Annotated in this window: 15 protein-coding genes and 1 pseudogene; 8 read left to right on the forward strand and 8 right to left on the reverse strand. The window is 71.5% G+C overall.

What is annotated here, in order from left to right; translation table 11 throughout:
* Nucleotides 1–17: 17 nt before the first annotated feature.
* The 4 genes from AC07DS_RS18740 to AC07DS_RS18755 all read right to left on the reverse strand — a co-directional run bounded on the left by AC07DS_RS18740 (nt 18) and on the right by AC07DS_RS18755 (nt 6,784).
* Complete coding sequence (locus AC07DS_RS18740; protein ID WP_479146620.1) at nt 18–3,839, reverse strand: multifunctional oxoglutarate decarboxylase/oxoglutarate dehydrogenase thiamine pyrophosphate-binding subunit/dihydrolipoyllysine-residue succinyltransferase subunit; 3,822 nt, start codon at nt 3,837–3,839, stop codon at nt 18–20.
* A gap of 302 nt (nt 3,840–4,141) precedes the next feature.
* Nucleotides 4,142–5,254, reverse strand: a complete 1,113-nt coding sequence (locus AC07DS_RS18745) for a HAMP domain-containing sensor histidine kinase (protein WP_479146622.1) — start codon at nt 5,252–5,254, stop codon at nt 4,142–4,144.
* Nucleotides 5,251–5,991, reverse strand: a complete 741-nt coding sequence (locus AC07DS_RS18750; protein ID WP_145883083.1) for a response regulator transcription factor — start codon at nt 5,989–5,991, stop codon at nt 5,251–5,253. The genes AC07DS_RS18745 and AC07DS_RS18750 overlap by 4 nt, the downstream gene beginning before the upstream one ends.
* A gap of 109 nt (nt 5,992–6,100) precedes the next feature.
* A complete protein-coding gene (locus AC07DS_RS18755) occupies nt 6,101–6,784 on the reverse strand; it encodes a spermine/spermidine synthase domain-containing protein (protein ID WP_479146624.1) in 684 nt (227 codons plus the stop codon).
* Between the two features lie 319 nt (nt 6,785–7,103).
* Here AC07DS_RS18755 and AC07DS_RS18760 point away from each other — a divergent pair, with 319 nt between their 5' ends.
* Nucleotides 7,104–7,907 (forward strand): rhomboid-like protein, encoded by an 804-nt coding sequence (locus tag AC07DS_RS18760; protein WP_479146626.1) that lies wholly within the window; start codon nt 7,104–7,106, stop codon nt 7,905–7,907.
* Nucleotides 7,904–8,068, forward strand: a complete 165-nt coding sequence (locus tag AC07DS_RS18765) for a hypothetical protein (RefSeq protein WP_479146722.1) — start codon at nt 7,904–7,906, stop codon at nt 8,066–8,068. Before AC07DS_RS18760 ends, AC07DS_RS18765 begins: the two co-directional genes overlap by 4 nt.
* A 57-nt stretch (nt 8,069–8,125) precedes the next feature.
* Here the strand turns inward: AC07DS_RS18765 and AC07DS_RS18770 are convergent.
* Nucleotides 8,126–8,287 (reverse strand): annotated as a pseudogene (locus AC07DS_RS18770) (DUF4259 domain-containing protein); the annotation flags it as partial.
* Between the two features lie 127 nt (nt 8,288–8,414).
* Between AC07DS_RS18770 and lon the strand changes: the two are divergent.
* The 4 genes from lon (at nt 8,415) to AC07DS_RS18790 (ending at nt 13,541) form a co-directional block, all read left to right on the forward strand.
* Nucleotides 8,415–10,841, forward strand: coding sequence for an endopeptidase La (gene lon / locus AC07DS_RS18775; protein WP_479146628.1), 2,427 nt, complete (start codon nt 8,415–8,417; stop codon nt 10,839–10,841).
* A gap of 121 nt (nt 10,842–10,962) precedes the next feature.
* Nucleotides 10,963–11,988, forward strand: coding sequence for a serine/threonine-protein kinase (locus tag AC07DS_RS18780; RefSeq protein ID WP_479146630.1), 1,026 nt, complete (start codon nt 10,963–10,965; stop codon nt 11,986–11,988).
* 153 nt (nt 11,989–12,141) lie between these two features.
* The gene (locus AC07DS_RS18785) at nt 12,142–12,783 is read left to right on the forward strand and encodes a hypothetical protein (protein ID WP_479146632.1); all 642 of its coding nucleotides are present in this window, start codon (nt 12,142–12,144) and stop codon (nt 12,781–12,783) included.
* A 149-nt stretch (nt 12,784–12,932) separates the two neighbouring features.
* Nucleotides 12,933–13,541, forward strand: coding sequence for a hypothetical protein (locus AC07DS_RS18790; RefSeq protein WP_479146634.1), 609 nt, complete (start codon nt 12,933–12,935; stop codon nt 13,539–13,541).
* A gap of 93 nt (nt 13,542–13,634) precedes the next feature.
* Here AC07DS_RS18790 and AC07DS_RS18795 read toward each other — a convergent pair whose 3' ends face one another.
* Both AC07DS_RS18795 and AC07DS_RS18800 read right to left on the reverse strand, forming a co-directional pair.
* On the reverse strand, nt 13,635–15,986 hold the full coding sequence (locus tag AC07DS_RS18795; RefSeq protein WP_479146636.1) for an ATP-binding SpoIIE family protein phosphatase: 2,352 nt from the start codon (nt 15,984–15,986) through the stop codon (nt 13,635–13,637).
* Nucleotides 15,987–16,113: 127 nt separating this feature from the next.
* Entirely contained in the window at nt 16,114–16,938 is an 825-nt protein-coding gene (locus AC07DS_RS18800) for a lysozyme (RefSeq protein ID WP_479146638.1), read from the reverse strand.
* 228 nt (nt 16,939–17,166) lie between these two features.
* Between AC07DS_RS18800 and AC07DS_RS18805 the strand changes: the two genes are divergently transcribed.
* Nucleotides 17,167–17,658, forward strand: a complete 492-nt coding sequence (locus AC07DS_RS18805; RefSeq protein WP_479146640.1) for a MarR family winged helix-turn-helix transcriptional regulator — start codon at nt 17,167–17,169, stop codon at nt 17,656–17,658.
* A gap of 38 nt (nt 17,659–17,696) precedes the next feature.
* On the opposite strand, the gene AC07DS_RS18810 is transcribed toward AC07DS_RS18805, so the two are convergent.
* Nucleotides 17,697–18,485 carry a hypothetical protein gene (locus AC07DS_RS18810; RefSeq protein WP_479146642.1) on the reverse strand — a complete coding sequence of 263 codons (789 nt, stop codon included), beginning with the start codon at nt 18,483–18,485 and terminating at the stop codon, nt 17,697–17,699.
* A gap of 386 nt (nt 18,486–18,871) precedes the next feature.
* Here AC07DS_RS18810 and AC07DS_RS18815 point away from each other — a divergent pair.
* Nucleotides 18,872–21,565, forward strand: a 2,694-nt coding sequence (locus AC07DS_RS18815) for a sensor histidine kinase (RefSeq protein ID WP_479146717.1), incomplete at its 3' end; no start/stop codon positions are given.

The raw sequence follows: 21,565 nt of genomic DNA on the forward strand, positions 1-21,565 counted from the left end.
GCTGAACCGCCGGAGGCTCAGGCCTCGAAGACCTCACGCACCAGCTGCTCCTGCTCGGCCTGGTGGCGCTTGGCGGAGCCCACCGCCGGGGACGAGCCGTGCGGACGCGAGATGCGCCGCAGCCGCTCGCCGGCCGGGATGTCCGCGCCGACCGCCAGGTCGAGGTGGTCGATCAGGTTGAGCGCGATGAACGGCCAGGCACCCTGGTTCGCCGGCTCCTCCTGGGTCCAGAGGTACTTCTCGGCGTTCGGGTACTTGTTGACCTCCGCCTGGAGCTCGGCACCCGGCAGCGGGTACAGGCGCTCGATGCGAATGATCGCCGTGTCCGTGACACCGCGCTTCTGCCGCTCGGCCTCCAGGTCGTAGTAGACCTTGCCGGCGCAGAAGACGACCTTCCGGACCGCGGCCGGGTCGGTGATCGACTGGTCGCCGATGACCGGGCGGAACTGACCGTTCGTGAACTCCTCCGCCTTCGAGGCCGCGGCCTTCAGACGCAGCATCGACTTCGGGGTGAAGACGACCAGCGGCTTGTGGTGCGGGTTGTGCACCTGCCACCGCAGGAGGTGGAAGTAGTTCGACGGGAGCGTGGGCATCGCGACCGTCATGTTGTTCTGCGCGCACAGCTGCAGGAAGCGCTCCGGGCGGGCGGACGAGTGGTCCGGGCCCTGGCCCTCGTAGCCGTGCGGGAGGAGCAGGGTGACGCCGGAGGTCTGGTTCCACTTCTGCTCGGCCGACGAGATGAACTCGTCCACGACCGTCTGCGCGCCGTTGACGAAGTCGCCGAACTGCGCCTCCCACATCACCAGCGCGTCGGGGCGGGCGAGCGAGTAGCCGTACTCGAAGCCCATCGCCGCGTACTCGGAGAGCAGGGAGTTGTAGACGTTCAGGCGCGCCTGGTCCTCGGAGAGGTACTGCAGCGGCGTGTACTCCTCGCCGGTGCTGCGGTCGATCAGGACCGCGTGGCGCTGGCCGAAGGTGCCGCGCTGGGAGTCCTGGCCCGCGAGGCGGACCGGGGTGCCCTCGAGCAGCAGCGAGCCGACGGCCAGGGTCTCGCCCATGCCCCAGTCGATCGTGCCGTCCTCGACCATGGCCGCCCGGCGCTGCAGCTGCGGCAGCAGACGCGGGTGGACGGTGATGTGGTCGGGGATGTTGACCTGGGACTCGGCGATCCGCTTGACGACCTCGGCGGAGATGGCGGTCGGGACCGCGACCGGGAAGCCGTCCTGCGGCTCCTGGACGACCCCGGCGGCCGGCTGCGACGTGGCCTCGCGGACCTCCGTGAAGACCTTCTCCAGCTGGCCCTGGTAGTCCTGCAGCGCCTGCTCGGCCTCTTCCAGGGTGATGTCGCCGCGACCGATCAGGGACTCGGTGTAGAGCTTGCGCACCGAGCGCTTCTTGTCGATCAGGTCGTACATCAGCGGCTGGGTGAAGGCCGGGTTGTCGGACTCGTTGTGACCGCGGCGGCGGTAGCAGATGAGGTCGATCACCACGTCCTTGTTGAACGCCTGGCGGAACTCGAAGGCCAGACGGGCGACGCGGACGACCGCCTCGGGGTCGTCGCCGTTCACGTGGAAGATCGGGGCCTCGATCATGCGGGCCACGTCCGTCGCGTACATGGAGGAACGCGAGGACTCGGGGGCCGCGGTGAAGCCGACCTGGTTGTTGATGACGATGTGGACCGTGCCGCCGGTGCGGTAGCCGCGCAGCTGCGACATGTTCAGGGTCTCGGCCACCACGCCCTGGCCCGCGAAGGCCGCGTCGCCGTGGATCGCCACCGGCAGGACGGTGAAGTCCGTGCCGCCCTTGTTGATGATGTCCTGCTTGGCGCGGGCGACGCCCTCCAGGACCGGGTCGACGGCCTCGAGGTGCGACGGGTTCGCGACCAGGCTGACCTTGATCTGCTCGCCGTCCAGGCCGGTGAAGGTGCCCTCGGCGCCCAGGTGGTACTTCACGTCGCCGGAGCCGTGCATCGACTTCGGGTCGAGGTTGCCCTCGAACTCGCGGAAGATCTGCGCGTAGGACTTGCCGACGATGTTGGCGAGGATGTTCAGACGGCCGCGGTGGGCCATGCCGATGATGACCTCGTCCAGGCGGGACTCGGCGGCGGAGTCGATGACCGCGTCCAGCAGCGGGATGACGGACTCGCCGCCCTCCAGCGAGAAGCGCTTCTGGCCGACGTACTTCGTCTGCAGGAAGGTCTCGAAGGCCTCGGCCGCGTTCAGACGGCGCAGGATGCGCAGCTGCTCCTCGCGCTCCGGCTTGGAGTGCGGGCGCTCGACGCGGTCCTGGATCCACTTGCGCTGCTTCGGGTCCTGGATGTGCATGAACTCGATGCCGGTGGTGCGGCAGTACGAGTCGCGCAGTACGCCGAGGATGTCGCGCAGCTTCATCATCGACTTGCCGGCGAAGCCGCCGACCGCGAACTCGCGCTCCAGGTCCCACAGGGTGAGGCCGTGCTCGACGATGTCCAGGTCGGGGTGCTTGCGCTGGCGGTACTCCAGCGGGTCGGTGTCGGCCATGACGTGGCCGCGGACCCGGTAGGAGTGGATCAGCTCGAAGACGCGGGCGGCCTTGGTGACGTCGTCGTCGTGCGAGGCGTCGATGTCCTTGAGCCAGCGGACCGGCTCGTAGGGGATGCGCAGCGCCTCGAAGATGTCGTCGTAGAAGCCGTTCTCGCCGAGCAGCAGGTTCGCGACCTGGCGCAGGAACTCGCCGGAGGCGGCGCCCTGGATCACCCGGTGGTCGTAGGTCGACGTGAGCGTCATGACCTTCGAGATGCCGAGCTTGTTCAGGGTGTCCTGGCTGGTGCCCTGGAACTCCGCCGGGTAGTCCATGGAGCCGACGCCCATGATCACGGACTGGCCGGGCATCAGACGCGGCACGGAGTGGACGGTGCCGAGGCCGCCGGGGTTGGTCAGGGAGACCGTGACACCGGTGAAGTCGTCCATCGTCAGCTTGTTGTCGCGGGCGCGACGGACGATGTCCTCGTAGGCCTGCCAGAACTCGAAGAAGTTCAGGGTCTCGGCCTTCTTGATGGCGGCCACGACGAGCTGGCGGTCGCCGTTGGGCTTCACCAGGTCGATGGCCAGGCCGAGGTTGACGTGCGCCGGCCTGACGAGGGTCGGCTTGCCGTCCTTCTCGCCGAACGACCAGTTCATCGACGGCATGGCCTTGATGGCCTGGACCATCGCGAAGCCGATCAGGTGCGTGAAGGAGATCTTCCCGCCCCGGGCGCGCTTCAGGTGGTTGTTGATGACGATCCGGTTGTCGAACAGCAGCTTCACCGGGACCGCGCGGACCGAGGTGGCCGTCGGCAGCTCCAGCGAGGCGTTCATGTTCTTCGCGACCGCGGCGGCCGGGCCGCGCAGCGTGATCAGCTCGGGGCCCTCCGGGGCCGGCGCGGCCTTGGCCTGCGGCTGAGCGGGCGCCTGTGCGGGCGTCGCCGGCTTGGCCGGGGCAGGGGCCGCGGCAGGTGCCGCAGGAGCGGGGGCCGGAGCCGCGGGAGCGGCGGCCGGAGCCGCGGCGACGGGCTTCGGGGCCACAGGTGCGGGCGCGGGGGCGGCCGGGGCCGCGGGCGCGCTCGGGGCCGGGGAAGCCGTGGTGGTGGTCCCTGCGGCCCCCGCGGCCGCAGTACCCGCCGGAGCCGCGGCGGCAGGAGCGCCCGGCTTGTAGTCGGCGAAGAAGTCCCACCAGGCACGGTCAACCGAGTTCGGGTCCTGGAGGTACTGCTGATAGATCTCGTCGACGAGCCACTCGTTGGGACCGAACGCAGCAGCGGGGTTCTTCCCGGCTTGGTCGTCGGTCGAGATGCTCGAGTTACTGGGGGACTGTGGCGACACGGCGGCAACCGCCCTCTTCCGCTTCACAAGGTTATGGACAGCGGAAATAAAGGCTACGCCCCCAAGACCGCGAAGGTCAGGTCGGGCCGGTTCATCGTCGCGTAAGTCACATCAGAAATCTTGTTTCAGGGCTTGATATGGCGGGAAACAAGCGTGGTTCCGGATGTGGGCCGGGGTGTGCGGGATCGCCGAGCGGGGCCCGGCGCGACCGACTGCGGTGCGCGTCGCGGGCCTGTGCCTGATCACACGTGTCCGACTGCGGGGACGCACGTGGATCTTGTGGCTCCGGTTCGGACTTTACGTCAACTTGGGACGGAAGTCAGTCCCGGAAGAGTGACGATGATCCTGCAGCCCCGGTCGGATTCGGCCACACCGATTCGGCCGTTGTGCAGATCGACCGCCCACCGGGCGATCGCGAGGCCGAGCCCGGTGCCGCCGTCGCTGCCCGGACCGTGCGGCCGGCTCACCGAGCCGCGGTTGAACCGCTCGAACACCCGGTGCCACTCGGACCTGGGGATTCCGGGCCCCTCGTCCAGCACCTCGAGCTCCAGCGACTCCGGCTGCGGCCCGCGCCGCGCCTTCACGGTGACCCGCCCGTGCGGCGGGCTGTGCTTGACCGCGTTGTCGATCAGGTTGGCGACGACCTGGTGGATGCGCTCGGGGTCCGCGCGCGCGGTCAGCTCCGGTGGGGAGACGTCCAGGTGCAGATGTACGTCCGTGCGCGTGTGGCTGCCGGATCCGGAGGCCATGCCCGCGCGCGCGGAGGCGACCATGTTGGCCTCCTTCAGTACGCCCGACAGGTACGGCCACACCTCGAAGCGGCGCAGCTTCAGCGGTACGACGCCGTTGTCGAGCCGGGAGAGGTCCAGCAGGGTCTCGACGAGCCGGCCGAGCCGCTCGGTCTGTTTCAGGGCCGTCCGCATGGTCTCCGGGTCGGCCTCGGTGACACCGTCGACGATGTTCTCCAGCACCGCGCGCAGGCCCGCGATCGGGGTGCGCAGCTCGTGCGAGACGTTCGCCACCAGCTCCTTGCGCTGGCGGTCCTGCGCCTCCAGCTCGTCGGCCATGAGGTTGATCGTCTGGGCCAGGTCGCCCAGCTCGTCGCGGCGGTTCTCGCGGACCCGGCGGGTGTAGTCGCCCTGCGAGATCGAGCGGGCCACCAGATTCATCTCGTCCAGCGGCGCGGTGAGTGAATGGGCCACGAACTGCGTTATCAGCAGTGTGGCGATCATCGAGAAGACCGTGATGAAGCGAAGCTCCGTCTTCGTGTGCACCGCGACGATCGAGAGACCTGTGGTGATCAGCACCGAGATGACGACGAGCGCGCCCAGCTTGGTCTTGATCGAGAACGGGCGTACGCCACCCCAGGGGTCCTCCCCGCGGCTCCTCCGTGCGGCCTCCCGCCCTTCGCTCATGGCGTCGGTGTCTCCAGCGCGTAGCCCACGCCGTGCACCGTGCGGATCCGCTCGGCGCCGATCTTCCGTCGCAGGGCCTTGATGTGGCTGTCCACGGTCCGTGTGCCCGACGCGTCCGCCCAGTCCCACACCTCGGCCAGCAGCTGCTCCCGGGAGAGCACCGCGCGCGGGGTGTTCGCCAGGCACACCAGCAGGTCGAACTCGGTGGGCGTGAGGTGGACGTCCTCGGACTTCACCCGCACCCGGCGCTGTGCGTGGTCGATCTCCAGCTCGCCGAGGCGCAGGATGCCCGAGCGGGGCGTGGACGCGGCGATGGCCGCCCGCTCCACGCGCCGCAGCAGGACGTGCACCCGCGCGGCCAGCTCCCGCATGGAGAAGGGCTTGGTCATGTAGTCGTCGGCGCCGACGCCGAGCCCGACCAGCATGTCCGTCTCGTCGTCCCGCGCGGTGAGCATCAGCACCGGCACCGGGCGCTGGGCCTGTACGCGCCGGCAGACCTCCAGGCCGTCGAAGCCGGGCAGCATGATGTCGAGGATCAGCAGGTCGGGCTGCCAGGCCTCGGCCGTGTCGACCGCCGCAGGACCATCCGACGCGGTCTGCACGAGGAATCCCTCGGCGCGGAGCCGGGCCGCGATGGCGTCGACGATCGTCGGATCGTCCTCGACGACCAGCACACGGCGCTGCGCGCCCTGGGTCGTCGTGGCCGCGCCGGTCTGGGAGGTGTGTGTCTGCTCCATCGCCCGCCCCTGTTGCTTTCCGGAATCCGTGGGGTGATCCCATGACTGCGATTGACGCTTGAATGATCGGCGTCAGGGCAGCACATTACGGGGACTCACCGCGCCGTCGCTATCCAGGTCGGACGGCGAGGTGTACGGCGTCCGGAACGCCCCGGGCAACGGGGACCTCTTCGGTACGCACCTGACGGAACCCGGCATTCCGCATGGTTCCTTCAAATTCCGGAGAGGGTTCGGCAGACCATACCGCCAACACCCCGCCCGGCCTCAACACCCTTGCACACGCCGCGAGTCCGGACGACGAGTAGAGGTCGTCGTTGTCCTCGGTGACGGTCCAGCCGGGACCGTTGTCGATGTCGAGACACAGGGCGTCGAACGTGTCCGATGTCTCTTTGACGTAAGTGACGAGATCGGCTTCGACGATCTCGGTACGGGGATCGGCGAGCGCGTGCGCGGAGACGGCCGACAGGGGTCCGTCGCCCCGGTGCCAGTCCACGACGGCCGGCTCCCGCTCGACGACCGTGATCCGGCCCCACCTGCCGGGATCCGCCGCGGCGTGTGCGAGCGAGAATCCCACCCCCAGTCCGCCGATCAGCACGTCCGGCGCCGGGCGCCCGTCCAGGGCGTCGTACGCGGCGTCGACCAGCAGCCGCTCCGAGCGGCCGTCGGAGGTGTCCATGAGGAAGCACCCGTTGGCGATGATCTGCAACAAGTCGCCGTGCCTGCGCAGCACCACCTCCCCGTACGGGCCTTCGCGACGGTCCAGGACCACAGGAGTGTCGTAGACGGCAGTCATACGCTCATCCTGCTTGAACGAGGCCCTGCGTTCACGGGAATTGACCACGAACCCGCGGGTGACACGGGTGTCACGGGTGGCGGGGCGGTGCGGACCTGATGCCGTCGCGCGCCGCCACCGCGCGCCTCGCGCGCGCCGACCGGAGCTCGTCCTGGCGTTCGTCCTGGAGTTCGAGGAGTGGCGGGAGCGGGCCGCGCGGCGGGGGCGGACGCGTTTGGAGCCTCTGAGGTTGCTGTGAATCCGCTCTCGCGTGGCGTCGGTCATAGACAGGGGCCGCGGGAACACGAAGGGTGGGGCGCGACGGAAGGAGCGCCTCAGCGTGGAACGGACCGTGACCGGGCCTGCGACGGCCACGCCCCCGCCCTCGGGCACGCCCCTTCCCGCCGACTCCCTGCCGGATGTCGCCGGCCTGCTCGACGGGGTCCCACGCCAACGCGAGCTGCCCGCCCCTGCCGCGACGCCGGCCCCGGCGACTGCGGCGCCCCGCCCCTCCTTCCGGTCCTGGTACCTCCTGCCGACCCCCACCGGCACCCCGTTCACCTTCTCCTACGCGGCCCTCCTCGCCCTCACCTCGCTGGTGGCGGCCTGGGCCGACCCCGCCCTGATGCACACGCTGTACCAGGGCTCCAGCACCGACGTCGCCCACCTGGTGCGCACACCGGTGCTGGTGCTGCTGACGAGCGCGCTGTGGATCGCGGGCGGCGTCGTGTCGCCGTACGCGGGTGCGTTCGTACTGGTGCTCACCGCGCTGGAGCGGCGGATAGGAGGTGCCCGGGCGGCCTGTGTGTTCCTGGCGGGCCACGTCCTGGCCACCCTCGCGACCGAAGTCCCGGTGGGCCTCGCGGTCCTGTTCGGCCACCTCCCGGACACCTCCCTGCACCGTCTCGACTACGGCATCAGCTTCGGCGTCGCCGGCAGCATCGGCGCCCTGTCCGGCCTGCTCACCCCCTGGGTCCGCTGGCCCCTCCTCGCCCTGGTCGCGAGCACGCTCCTCGACGACCTGATCGCCTTCCACGACCCGATGACCAACTGGGGCCACCTGATCGCCCTGGCCATCGGCATCGCCGGCTGGCCGCTGGTGCGGCGCTGGCGCCTCCAGGCGAATTCCCCGGTGTCCGTATGACCGATGCGGTGACGCGGATCGAACGGGCGGTCGAAGTGAACGGCGTTACGGACGCCCACAGGATGCCGGGCGTTTTCGGCCCACAGGTCCCCGCCCCGTCGGACGCGCCCCCGCACATCCGCCTGCCGGCCTTCCTGGGCCGTACGGTCGGTACGGGCTGAGCTGTTCCCCCTCCGAGGGCGGCAGGAGCAGCTCGCGCATCCGACGGCTCGCACCAGCGCGTCGTGAACCAATCGTGCGCGCCCGTCCGCTGACGCGTCGTCGAGACCGTCGCACCAGTCCGCGGCGGTGTCGTTGCCGAAGGGGCCCGTGTCCCAGGTGCCCATGCGGCCTCCCCGTTCGTGCCGATGTCCGGGCATCCTGGCAGGCCCCACCGACATCACCTCTGGCCTGCGACAACACCAGGGTCGCCGGTCGATCGCTCACAGCGAACAGGGACCCGGGAACATTGGCGGAGCGCCGTGCATTGAGTCGGCATAGCTCAAGTTGACTGCCTAAGGGGAGATCATGGCTGCTGAGTCCACGGCGTTCACGCTCGTGTTGCCCGTGCTGCCGCTCGACGACGAGGTCGTGCTGCCCGGGATGGTGGTTCCGCTGGACCTGAGCGACGCCGAGGTGCGGGCCGCGGTGGAGGCCGCGCAGGCCGCCGCCCGGTCGGAGCCCGGGAAGCCCAAGGTTCTGCTGGTGCCGCGCATCGACGGCACGTACGCCAAGACCGGTGTGCTGGGCACGGTCGAGCAGGTCGGCCGGCTGGCCGACGGCGACCCGGGGGCCCTGATCCGCGGCCGCGGCCGGGTGCGGATCGGTGCCGGTACGACGGGTCCCGGTGCCGCGCTGTGGGTCGAGGGCGCGCGGGTCGACGAGACCGTGCCGGACCCGCTGCCCGGGCATGCCGCCGAACTCGTCAAGGAGTACAAGGCCCTTGCCACCAGCTGGCTGAAGAAGCGCGGCGCCTGGCAGGTCGTGGACCGCGTCCAGGCCATCGACGACGTCTCCGCGCTCGCCGACAACTCCGGGTACTCGCCCTTCCTCACCACCGAGCAGAAGGTCGAGCTGCTGGAGACCGCCGACCCGGTGGCCCGGCTCAGGCTCGCCGCGCAGCAGCTGCGCGACCACCTCGCCGAGCAGGACGTGGCCGAGACCATCGCCAAGGACGTCCAGGAGGGCGTCGACAAGCAGCAGCGCGAGTTCCTGCTGCGGCGTCAGCTCGAGGCCGTCCGCAAGGAGCTGCGCGAGCTGAACGGCGATCAGGACGGCGAGGAGTCCGACGACTACCGCGCCCGTGTGGAGGCCGCCGACCTGCCGGAGAAGGTCCGCGAGGCCGCCCTCAAGGAGGTCGACAAGCTGGAGCGGTCCTCCGACCAGTCGCCCGAGGGCTCGTGGATCCGCACCTGGCTGGACACGGTCCTGGAGATGCCGTGGAACGAGCGGACCGATGACAGCGCCTCCGCCGACATCCAGGGCGCCAGGGCGATCCTGGACGCCGAGCACGCGGGCCTGGAGGACGTGAAGGAGCGCATCACCGAGTACCTGGCGGTGCGCAAGCGGCGCAGTGAGCGCGGCCTCGGTGTCATCGGCGGGCGGCGCGGCGGGGCCGTGCTGGCTCTGGTCGGGCCGCCTGGTGTCGGAAAGACCAGCCTGGGCGAGAGTGTCGCCCACGCCATGGGGCGCAAGTTCGTCCGGGTCGCCCTCGGTGGCGTCCGGGACGAGGCGGAGATCCGCGGTCACCGGCGTACGTACGTCGGCGCGCTGCCCGGCCGGGTCGTGCGTGCCATCAAGGAGGCGGGGTCGATGAACCCCGTGGTCCTGCTGGACGAGATCGACAAGGTGGGGTCCGACTACCGGGGCGACCCGGCCGCGGCCCTGCTGGAGGTGCTGGACCCGGCCCAGAACCACACCTTCCGGGACCACTACCTGGAGGTCGAACTGGACCTGTCCGACGTGGTCTTCCTCGCCACCGCCAACGTTCTGGAGGCCATCCCGGAGGCGCTCGCCGACCGTATGGAGATCGTCCGGCTGGACGGCTACACCGAGGACGAGAAGGTCGTCATCGCCCGTGACCACCTGCTCCCGCGTCAGCTGGAGCGGACCGGCCTGGCCGAGGACGAGGTCACGATCGACGAGAGCGCGCTGCGCAGGCTCGCCGGCGAGTACACCCGCGAGGCGGGCGTGCGCACCCTGGAGCGGTCCATCGCACGGCTGCTGCGCAAGGTCGCGGCCCAGCACGAACTCGGCGAGCGGAAGCTGCCGTTCACCGTCCGGGACGAGGATCTCCGCGCGCTGATCGGGCGTCCGCACCACGTGCCCGAGTCCGCCCAGGACCCGGCCGAGCGCCGTACGTCCGTGCCGGGCGTGGCGACCGGTCTCGCGGTCACCGGAGCCGGTGGTGACGTCCTCTTCGTCGAGGCGTCCCTCGCCGACCCGGAGACGGGTGCGGCGGGGCTGACCCTGACCGGTCAGCTGGGCGACGTGATGAAGGAGTCGGCGCAGATCGCGCTGAGCTTCCTGCGCAGCCACGGCGCCGAACTGGAGCTGCCGGTGGCCGACCTGAAGGACCGGGGCGTGCACATCCACTTCCCGGCGGGCGCGGTCCCGAAGGACGGACCGAGCGCGGGCATCACGATGACCACGGCCCTCGCGTCCCTGCTCTCCGGCCGGCTGGTCCGCACCGACGTGGCGATGACCGGCGAGGTGTCGCTGACCGGCCGGGTGCTGCCCATCGGCGGTGTGAAGCAGAAGCTGCTCGCCGCCCACCGCGCCGGGGTGACCACCGTGATCATCCCCAAGCGCAACGAACCCGACCTGGACGACGTCCCGGCCGAGGTGCTGGACAAGCTCGACGTCCACGCCGTGACCGACGTCCGTCAGGTCCTGGAGCTGGCGCTCGCGCCCGCCACGAACGGCGCGGCACCGGAGGTTCCGGTCGCGGCGTGACGGACGTGACCGGATGAGGCGAGGCCCGGGTCCCGTGAGGGAGGCCCGGGCCTTCGCCGTGCCGTGGACGAGCGCGGCCGTGGACAAGCGCACATATGGATCAACTGGATAGAATTCAGGCGTGAGTGGGCAGGTGGTGCAACCCTCCGGCCCGATCGGGACGGAGATCGCCGGCTACCGCGTGGAGCGCGAGCTGGGCCGCGGTGGCATGGCCGTCGTGTACTGCGCCAAGGATCTGCGCCTCGGCCGTACCGTCGCCCTGAAACTCCTCGCCCCCGAGTACACCCGCAACGACGCCTTCCGCCGCCGCTTCACCCAGGAATCACGGGTGGCCGCGGCCATCGAGCACCCGCACATCGTGCCTGTCTTCGAGGCCGGCGAGACCGACGGGATCCTGTACATCGCGATGTGCTTCGTGCACGGAATGGACCTGCGTGCCGTGCTCGACCGGGACGGCCCGCTCTCCGTGCCGGCCGCGCTGCGCATCGCCGCCCAGCTGGCGTCCGCGCTCGACGCGGCCCACGAGCACGATCTGGTGCACCGGGACGTCAAGCCCGGCAACGTCCTGGTCACCAAGGGTGTCGACAGCGACCACCCCGAGCACGTCTACCTCACCGACTTCGGGCTGGCGAAGAAGTCCCTGTCACTCACCGGGTTCACCACCGCGGGAGAGTTCGTCGGCACCCTCGACTACGTGGCGCCGGAGCGGGTCGCGGGCCGCCCCGTGGACGGCAGATCCGATCTCTACAGCCTGGCCTGTGTCGTCTACGAGACCCTCGCGGGCGCGCCGCCCTTCCGCCGGGACGACGACCTGGAGCTGCTGTGGGCGCACCAGTACGACCCGCCGCCCCTGCTGAGCGAGGAACGGGACGGGATCCCGGCGGCCGCCGACGCCATCCTGTGCAGGGCGCTGGCCAAGGCCCCGGACGACCGGTACGGCACCTGCCTGGAGTTCGTCGCGGCCCTGCGCGCAGCCCTGGCCGACTGCGGCCCGCAGCGCCGTACGCCCACGCAGGTGGACGCCCGTGCGACCGACGCCCTCCCCGCTGCCGACGCCGTCCCCGCTGCCGACCCGGTGCCCGCCCCGCCCGCACCGCCGGCCCCGCCCGGCTGGGCCGGCCCGGTCCTCGGGGGACCGGCGTCCTAGGCGCGCCGCGCTGAATACCCGGTGCTTTCCTCTTCGTCAAGTCCCGAGTCCTCGGAACATGACCGCGTGCCGGCATTCCGGCCTACTTGAAGCACGGCCCCACCGGAGAAACCGGAAACCGAAAAAGGGCCCCGAATCAAGTAGGAGAAAGTCATGAAGCGCATCGACGAGAACCGTGAGTCCGTCCGTACCAAGCGTGGTCTCCGCCTCTCCACGATCGTTGCCTCGGCAGTGGTCGTCGCCGGCGGAATCATTCTCCCGGCCACCGCCGCCTCGGCCGCCCCGGCGCACGAGTCGTCGGCCGTCACGCTGGTGGCCAAGCACCACGACAAGCACGACGGTAACCACCACAAGAAGGCCAAGAAGGGCAACGCGACCGGCGGCAACGGCGGTAATGCCACGAGCAATGGCAAGGGTGATGCGACCGGCGGTGACGGCGGTAATGCCACTAGTAACGGTAAGGGTGATGCGACCGGCGGTGACGGCGGTAATGCCACGAGCAATGGCAAGGGTGATGCGACCGGTGGTGACGGCGGTAATGCCACGAGCAATGGCAAGGGTGATGCGACCGGTGGTGACGGTGGCAATGCCACGAGCAATGGCAAGGGTGATGCGACCGGTGGTGACGGCGGCAATGCCACGAGCAACGGCAAGGGTGATGCGACCGGTGGTGACGGCGGTAATGCCACGAGCAACGGCAAGGGCGACGCGACCGGTGGTGACGGCGGTAATGCCACGAGCAACGGTGGTGGCGACGCGACCGGCGGCAACGGAGGTGACGCCACTGCCAACTGAGGCCCGCCTCGCTGACAGCAGCGAGTGAGCGACGGCGGATCCGGGTGGCGCGGTCAGCGGCCGCGCCACCCGGTCACCGGCCACCGGCCACGAGCCCCCACCCCCCCCGCAATCCCGACCACCCCCCTCAAGAAACGGCACCTCCCCCCATGATCCGCAACGTCCGCAAGAGCAGCCTGGCCGTGGCCGCCGCCTCCCTCCTGTTCCCCCTCGGCGCAGTCCTGATCCCCGCAGGCGCCGCCTTCGCCGCCCCCGCGCCGTACAGCGTGACCGCTTCGGCGAAGCACGACGACCACGGCAGCAAGGACCACAAGAAGAGCGACGATCACCACAAGGACGACCACGGCAAGAAGCACGGCGATCACGGGGACGGGCACCACGACGACCACGACTCCTGCCAGGCCGGCAACGCCACGGGGGGCAACGGCGGCAACGGCACCGGCGGTGACGCCACGATCTGCACGGCTCCGGGCGGTACCGGCACCGGAGGCACCGGTGGCCGCGGCAGGGGCTCGTGCGGCGGCAAGGGCACGAACGGCCGCAACGGCACCGGCACCAACGGCAGCGACGGCCCGCCGTGCCCCGACCACAAGCCGGACCCGTCCGGTGGGGACACAGGCAGCACCTCCACACCGGCGACGCCCGCCCCGCCGGATCACCCGGCCGACCCCGGACCCGCGGCCCCGGACCCCGGTCAGGACAGCGGCGGCACCACCGGCCAGGACGCGCCCGCTCCGCCGGACGTGGTCGTCAACTGAGCACAGAAGATCGTCAACCGTACCTGGAGAAAACGAACACAGAGAAAGCCGACCGCTCACTGCCCCGCCCCTCCCCGGCGGGGCAGTCCCATGTCAGCTCGGGGTCAGTGACTGCTCCGCCCACACGGTCTTGCCCACCCGGTCGTGCCGGGTGCCCCAGCGCTTGGCGAGCTGGGCGACCAGCAGCAGGCCCCGGCCGCCTTCGTCGAAGATCCGGGCGCGCCGCATGTGCGGGGTGGTGCCGCTGGAGTCGTAGACCTCGCAGATGAGGGTGGAGTCCTGGTGGATGAGCCGGAGCTGGATGGGCGGGCGGCCGTAGCGGATGGCGTTGGTGACCAGCTCGCTGACCATCAGCTCGGTGGTGAAGGCGGCCTCGTCGAGTCCCCAGCGGCTCAGCTGGTCGCTCGTGTGCTTGCGGGCCCGGGCCACCACGGAGGGATCGCTGTCCAGCTCCCAGGCGGCGACCCGGTCGGCGTGCAGTGCCCGGGTGCGGGCGACGAGCAGGGCGATGTCGTCGTCGGGGCGGTGGCTCAGCAGCTCGGTCAGCACCCGGTCGCACACCGCGTCCAGCGTCGGCGCCGGGCGGCCGAGCGCGCCGAACAGCTTGTCCAGCGCCTCGTCGATGTCGTGGTCGCGGGCCTCCAGCAGCCCGTCGGTGTAGAGGGCGAGCAGGCTGCCCTCGGGAATTTCGGTCTCGAAGGCCTCGAAGGGCAGGCCGCCGAGCCCCAGCGGCGGACCGGGGGGGACGTCGATGAAGCGGACGGTGCCGTCCGGGGTGACCACGGCGGGCGGCGGATGGCCGGCCCGGGCGAGCGTGCAGTGGCGTGAGACCGGGTCGTAGACCGCGTACAGACAGGTGGTGCCGATGCCCCCGGCGGTCTCGGCCGCCGGGTCGGCGCTGCCCTCGTCGGCGGCCAGCCGCAGGACGAGGTCGTCGAGGTGGGTGAGCAGCTCGTCCGCGGGCAGGTCGACGTCGGCCAGGGTGCGCACGGCGGTCCGCAGCCGGCCCATGGTGGCGGAGGCGCGGATGCCGTGGCCGACGACATCGCCGACGACCAGGGCGACCCGCGCCCCGGACAGCGGGATCACGTCGAACCAGTCGCCGCCCACACCGGCCTTGGTGGCCGCGGGCAGATACCGGGTGGCGACCTCCAGGGCCGCCTGGTCGGGCAGCGTGTGCGGGAGCAGACTGCGCTGCAGGGACATGGTGGTGGTGCGGGCGCGGGCGTGCCGGCGGTCGCTGTGCAGGCCGGTGGCCGCTTGTGCCGTGAGGTCCTCGGCGATCCGCAGATCCTCCGGGCCGAACGGCTCGGTGCGCCGGTGGCGGCCGAAGAGGGCGACCCCGAGGGTGCTGCCCTCGGCGAGCACCGGCACCAGCATCAGCGCGCGCGTGGCGTACGCGCGCAGCCACGCGGCCGCCGGGTCCACGGCCGCCCACGCCGCGACCACCGGGTCCGAGGTGTCGTAGAGGACGGCGTTGCCCGAGGCCAGGCAGTCCGCCGGGGGCGAGCCCGGTTCGTAGGCGATCGCCTGGCCCACCCCGGTCCCGGAGGAACTCACGGCGTCGTCCGGGACGGCGCGCAGCACGGCCCGGCGCAGGACCACCGGGCCCATGTCGACGGAGTCGGCCGCGGAGCGCGGGGCGTCGAGCAGGTCCACGGCCATGAAGTCCGCGAGCCGGGGGACCGTGGCCTCGGCCAGCTCCTGCGCGGCCCGCCCGAGGTCGGGAGCCGTGCCCGGGTGCGCGCCGGTCTCGCCCCCGGTGCCCCGGCGGGCGGACTCCGCGGCGTGCCGGTGCGCCGCGAGGCAGACGGCGCGCACCCTGCCGGTGCCGTCCTTGAGCGGGGTCAGAACGGTGGGCAGGTCCAGATCCGGGACGACGCCGGTCCGTACCTCCTGGGGCTCGCCGGTCTCCAGCACCTGGTGCATCGACCGGTCGGCCTCCTCGCTCGCGGGACCGGGCGAGATATGGGTCAGGCGCAGCCCGCGCATCGCCGCCTCGGGCAGGGACAGGGCACGTTCCAGGCGGCGGTTGGCACGCATCAGGCGCTGCTCGGTGTCGAAGATCGCCAGCGGGAAGGGGGACTGGATGAACGTCCACTCCTCCAGCGGTTCGCCCCGGGGCGGCTGGGGCCGGTCCGCCACGGCGGTCACCACGAGCCAGTCGACGGCCCCGGTGCCCGACGTCCGGCGGTGGGCGAGGAGCCCCTGCTCCAGGCGCCGGCCGTCCTGGTGCCGCAGGGGCACGGTGCCGTTCCACCGGTCGCGCCCGGCCAGGATCCGGCGGGCCGATCCGGCCTCCGCGGCGAGCAGCGCGGACGCGGGCCGTCCGACGACCTCCGAGGCCTCGTGGCCGAGCAGCCGCTGGGCGCCTTCGCTCCAGCCGGTCAGGATGCCCTGCTCATCGATGGTGGCCGTGGCCGTGTACGTCGACTGTCGCTCCATCGCCGCTCATCTCGCCCTTGCTCGGCAGGCTCCTCTCCTGACCAGCATGATCCCGGCCGGCGCGGAGCACCAACGCAGCGCACGGCGGCCGCCCGCGGGGACGGCCGCCGCACCCGCTCAGCGGCGGCTAGCCGTTGGCCAGCGCCACCACCCGGTCCAGCGCTCCATTGAACTTGTCGTGGTCCCCGACGGTCGGGCCGGAGGAGGTGTACTGCCACATCGTGTAGTACGACCAGCCCGCGGGCAGCGTCCCCGGGTCCGAGGCGTAGCGGGCGATCCACAGCGGGTTGTTCACGGCGAAGCCGCCGTAGTTGCCGGTGCACTGGGTCCACCAGCTGGTGGCCGTGTAGATCACGGGGTACCGGCCCGTCCGCGCCTTGTAGGTGTTCAGGAAGTCGGCGATCCAGCCGACCATCGCACTGGCGGACTTGCCGTAGCAGGCGGCGCCGTACGGGTTCCACTCGATGTCGAGGGCGCCGGGCAGGGTCTTGCCGTCGCGGGACCAGCCGCCGCCGTGGTCGACGAAGTAGTTCGCCTGGGTGGCGCCGCTCGTGGTGTCCGGGGTCGCGAAGTGGTACGCGCCGCGGATCATGCCGACGTTGTACGAGCCGTTGTACTGCTGCGCGAAGTAGGGGTTCGTGTAGTACGTGCCCTCCGTGGCCTTCGTGTAGGCCCAGCGGACGCCGCTGTTCCACAGCGTGCTCCAGGCGACGTTGCCCTGGTAGCCGGCGACGTCGACGCCCTCGGTCTGGGTGGCGTCACCGGTGGACGGGGTGCCGTTCTGTCCGTCGTGGGCGAGGACTCCCATGCCCATGTACGCCGAACCGCGGCTGGGCGTGCTCGCGGCCTGGGCGGTGGTGAGGGGGAAGGCCAGGGAGACCGCCGCCAGCACGGCGGTGACCAGAACGGCGAGGGGACGCGGGCGGGGGGAACCGGGTCTGTGCACGGGCATGACGTGCCTCCGAGGAGTGTGGTGGGGGGACCGTGGAGTGACCGCTGATCCACTGGCGTGGGCATGCCATTGATTGCCTGCTAAAGAAGCTACGCACGTAGATGACGGCGTGGGAAGGGGGTCCGGAGGCTGCCGTTGGTCTACGCCTGCGAAATACTTACGGAGCTGCGGCAACGGCGGCGTTCGACAGAAACTTTCAGGACAGCGAAACCGATCAGGGGTGCTGACGTGCACGAGGACGGAAACGGCGGCGGGCATCGGGTCACCGACCAGGTGACGCCGAGTGGTGCAGACCAGGAATTCCTGGCGCTGGAGCGCGAGTTGACCGTGTTGCTCCGGCGCGCCCGGGCGAACCAGGGCGAGATGGCCCGCGAGGTCCACCCGGACCTGGAGTCCTCCGCGTACGGCCTGCTCATCCGCCTCGACGAACTCGGCGGCCAGCGCGCCACCGAGCTCGCCGCCTACATCGGCGTCGGCAAGGCCACCATGTCCCGCCAGCTGCGCGCCCTGGAGGAGCTGGGCCTGATCGCCCGCGAGCCCGACCCCGCCGACGGCCGCGCCTGGCTGGTGACCCTGACCGACGAGGGCCGCGGCCGCGTCGGCAAGGTCCGCGAGGCCCGCCGCGCCCGGTACGTCAGCCAGCTGGCTCACTGGGACCGCCTGGAGGTGGCCGAACTGGCGCGCCTGCTCCACCAGTTGAACACCGTCATGGAGAAGTAGCCGGCGCTCCGGAGGTCCTGGGGCCTGTCCGGCAGTCCCTAGAGCTCGACGTACACCGCCGTCGCGTCGTCGTGCGTCTTGCTGCGGCCGAGGAACGCCCGCTCCTCCCGGTCCGCAAGCTCCAGCTCCCGTACCCGCTCGACCAGGGCGCGGGGGCCCTCCTTGGCGACGAGGCCGAGCAAGGCCGTCCAGTCGCCCTCGTGGAACTTCTCCGTCCAGCGGGTCGCACCGTCCGTCAGGGCGGCCAGGGCCCGCACCTCGTGCCGCGGAAGAGTGCCGGTGACCGCACGGGAGGCGACCGAGGGGTCGGCGGCGGCCGTGAAGAAGCCGCCCTCCTTGTTGCGCAGATGCGCGTCGATCAGGGCGTCGGTGGCCAGCGCCGAGCGGGGCAGCCGGTCGAGCCGGTCGTCCAGGACCGGGGTGACCGCGCCGTCGGGGGACTGCAGGAGCAGGACGGAGTCGGACAGGACCAGGTACTCCACGGTCTCGTCGGACCAGCGGGTCAGGACCACTGTCGCCTGGGGGGTTCGCGGGTGAGAAAGCTCACAGGTGCGCGCGTGGGCCTCCGCGGTCCGGGCGATCGCCCCCGAGAGAATCTCCGGGAGCGTCAGATCTCGCCCGGAAACGGTCAGTTCGGTCAGCGCGCCGCCGAGTCGCGCCGTGAACCAGGGGACCGAATGCAGACACCCCGTCCCGTCCCGCGGTGGTGTCACTCCGTCCAGCAAGATCACACAACCCCCCTGACCGGACGCGGGTAGTCCGACTCCGGCGAAGTCCTCGTTGGGTCGGGTCGGGTCGCCGGCTTCCGAAACGAGATCAGTGCGCATTCGGCCAGTCTGCACGACCCCTTCACAGGCTTCGCCAAAGGCTGGCAAGCACCGCCGAATTGGCACGGCTCCGCAGGTCAGGCGCCTGGTTTGGGGGTAAATGACACGCTCTGGAAAGACGTGGTGGCGAATACTGCCAAAGCCTGACCCGCGCGTCCAACCGGCCCACCGCACAAGGGCCCTGCACACGCCACAGGAACTTGCCCGTCAACTCCCCTCCGATGTTCACTCCTTCGGGTGGCGGGTCAGGTGATGGACGGCCCCTGCCCACCGGCGCTGGGAGGGTCGGGAACCGTACGAACCGGGGGTGTACGCACCACTTGGTACCGAGATCACGGGGCGCCACCCGGGCCCTTGGGTAGACGAGTTCAGGAATGCGAGCACCGGTGCAGATGAAGCGGCCTCGGCGCACAGACAAGCAGACGGCCCCCGAGGGGGCCGCCGAGCAGACCCCCGTGGGCACCGGCCGCCCCACTCATGTGCGCACCCGGCTGATCGTCGCCGTGGCCGTGGTCGCCGCGGCCATCGCAGGAGCGGGAGCCCCCGCGCTGCTGACCGCCTCCCAGGACCTGGGCGACTCGCAGGACCTGGTGACGCTGGCGGCCCGCACGCAGGACGCGCTCGCGCTCGCCCACTCGCTCGCCGACGAACGCGACGAGGTCACGGCCTACATCGCCGCCGGCCGCCCCAAGGCCAAGGCGCCCTCCGAGCAGCGCAGCGCCCGCGTCGACCGCCAGGTCGACGACCTGCGCGCCGACACCGACGCCCCGGCAGCGCTGCGCACCGACCTCGACGCCATCGCGGCCGTCCGGCGCGCCGCCCTCACCGGCAAGACGAACGCGCTGCAGACCCACCAGGCGTACTCGGCCACCGTCAGCGAACTGCACCGGCTCGCCGACGACCTCGCCGACCGGCTGCCCCCGCGGGCCGGCTCGGGCGCCCACTCCCTCGCCGAACTGGACTCCGCCGTCCAGCAGTCCGCGGCCGCCCGCGGCCTGCTGCTGGCCGCGCTGAACATCCCGTCCACCACCCAGACGGTGATCAGCCCCACCACCGGTCTGCCCGTCACGACCACCACCCCGAACGAGGCGGACCGCAAGCAGCGCGACGCGCTCACCGCCGCCGCCCAGCAGGCCCGCCTGCGCGCCGACGCGGCCCTCGCCGACTTCCGCGAGACAGCCCCCAAGGCGGCGGTGGCCTCGTACGACTCCACGGTCACCGGCCCCGAGGTCAACTCGGCGGAGAAGTACCTGGCCGCCCTCACCGACCAGCCGACGTTCACCGGCAGCGAGTCGACCACCAGCGTCAAGAAGCTGGACGCGGCCCTGTCCGCCCGTGTCGACCTGATGCGGGGCGCCGAGTCGGCCCTCTACGAACACCGCACCAAGGACCTCGCGGGGCTCCGGGACGACGACGTCACCGCCCTGGAGATCCGCATCGCCGCCCTCGGTGTCCTGATGCTGGTCGCCGTGGGCGTCGCCACCGCCATGGCCCGCACCCTCACCCGCCCGCTGTCGGTCCTGCGCCGTGGCTCGGCCCGGCTGGCCGAGGCAGAGGACCCGGTCACCCAGGAACCGATCGCCTTCACCGGCCGCAACGACGAGTTCGCCCAGGTCGTCCGCTCGGTCAACGCCCTGCACGCGCACGCGGTCGCCCTGCACGAGCAGACCGCCGCCGCGCACGAGCGGGTCACCACCCTGGAGACCGACCGCAAGCACCTGGTGGGCCAGCGGCAGAAGATGGCCGACGCCCGCGAGGAGCTGCGCGCCGAGCTCGACGAGTCGGCCGCCCAGCTGGAGCGGCTGCGCGGCAGCATCGGCGGTACGTTCGTCAACCTCGCCCTGCGCACCCTGGGGCTGGTTGAGCGCCAGCTGGCGGTCATCGAGGGCCTGGAGGAGCGCGAACAGGACCCCGAGCGGCTCGCCACCCTCTTCAAGCTCGACCACTTCGCCACGGTGATGCGCCGCCACAGCGAGAACCTCCTGGTCCTCGCCGGCACCGAGCACGTCCAGCAGCACCACGGCCCGGTCCCGCTGGTGGACGTCGTACGGGCGGCGGTCAGCGAGATCGAACGCTACGAGCGCGTCCGCATCGCCGCCCTGCCCCCGCACGCCCATGTGGCGGGCTTCGCGGCCGACGACCTCTCCCACCTGCTCGCGGAACTCATGGAGAACGCCACCTCGTTCTCCCCGCCGGACCTGCCCGTCGAGGTCTCCGGCTGGCTCCTCGAATCCGGCGAGGTCATGCTCTCCGTCCAGGACGAGGGCATCGGCCTGGCGGGCGACCGGCTCGACCGCCTCAACGCCCGCCTCACCGACTTCGACCCCGCCTCGCCGTACGACCAGGAGGGCGAGGCCGGCCTCGGTCTCGGCCTGTACGTCGTGGCCCGCCTCGCCCACCGGCACGGTGTCCGCGTCCAGCTGCGCGAGCAGAAGCAGGGCGGGGTGGCGGCGGTCGTCGTGCTGCCGCAGTCCCTCCTGGCCGAGGCCTCCGCGGCGGCGGTCCCGCCCTCGGCCGGACTCCCGGACTCCACCCAGACCGTCTCCTTCCCCGGCGCGGACGCCGAGGCCAACTCCAACGTCCTGCCCGCCCGCGCCAAGGACCCGGACAAGGACACGGACCCGCTGGTGGCGCTGGCGGAGAAGCTCGCCCGCGAAGCGGAGGACCTGGAGGCCCAGGCCCACACCAGGCCGGAGCCCGACGAGCAGGCCACCGGGGAATCGGTGACCCGCCCGAAGGAGCCGGTGGAGACCTTCGCCGAGACGACGATGGAGCTCCTGCTCCCGGACACACCGCCCGACTCCGAGACCTCCCACGCCACCGAGCGGCCCGAGGCCGACGACGCGCCGGAGTCCCGCGGTGCCCGTGCCGCCTCCGGGGCACCCGAGTCCCACGACGCATCCACGGCTCACGGCGCACCTGAGTCCCGTGGCGCCCGTGCGGCCTCCCGCGCACCCGAGTCCGACGCGCCCGAGGCCCGTGGCGCCCGTGCCGCCTCCGGGGCACCCGAGTCCCACGACGCATCCACGGCTCACGGCGCACCTGAGTCCCGTGGCGCCCGTGCGGCCTCCCGCGCACCC

This window comes from Streptomyces sp. NPDC044064 (assembly GCF_056434245.1).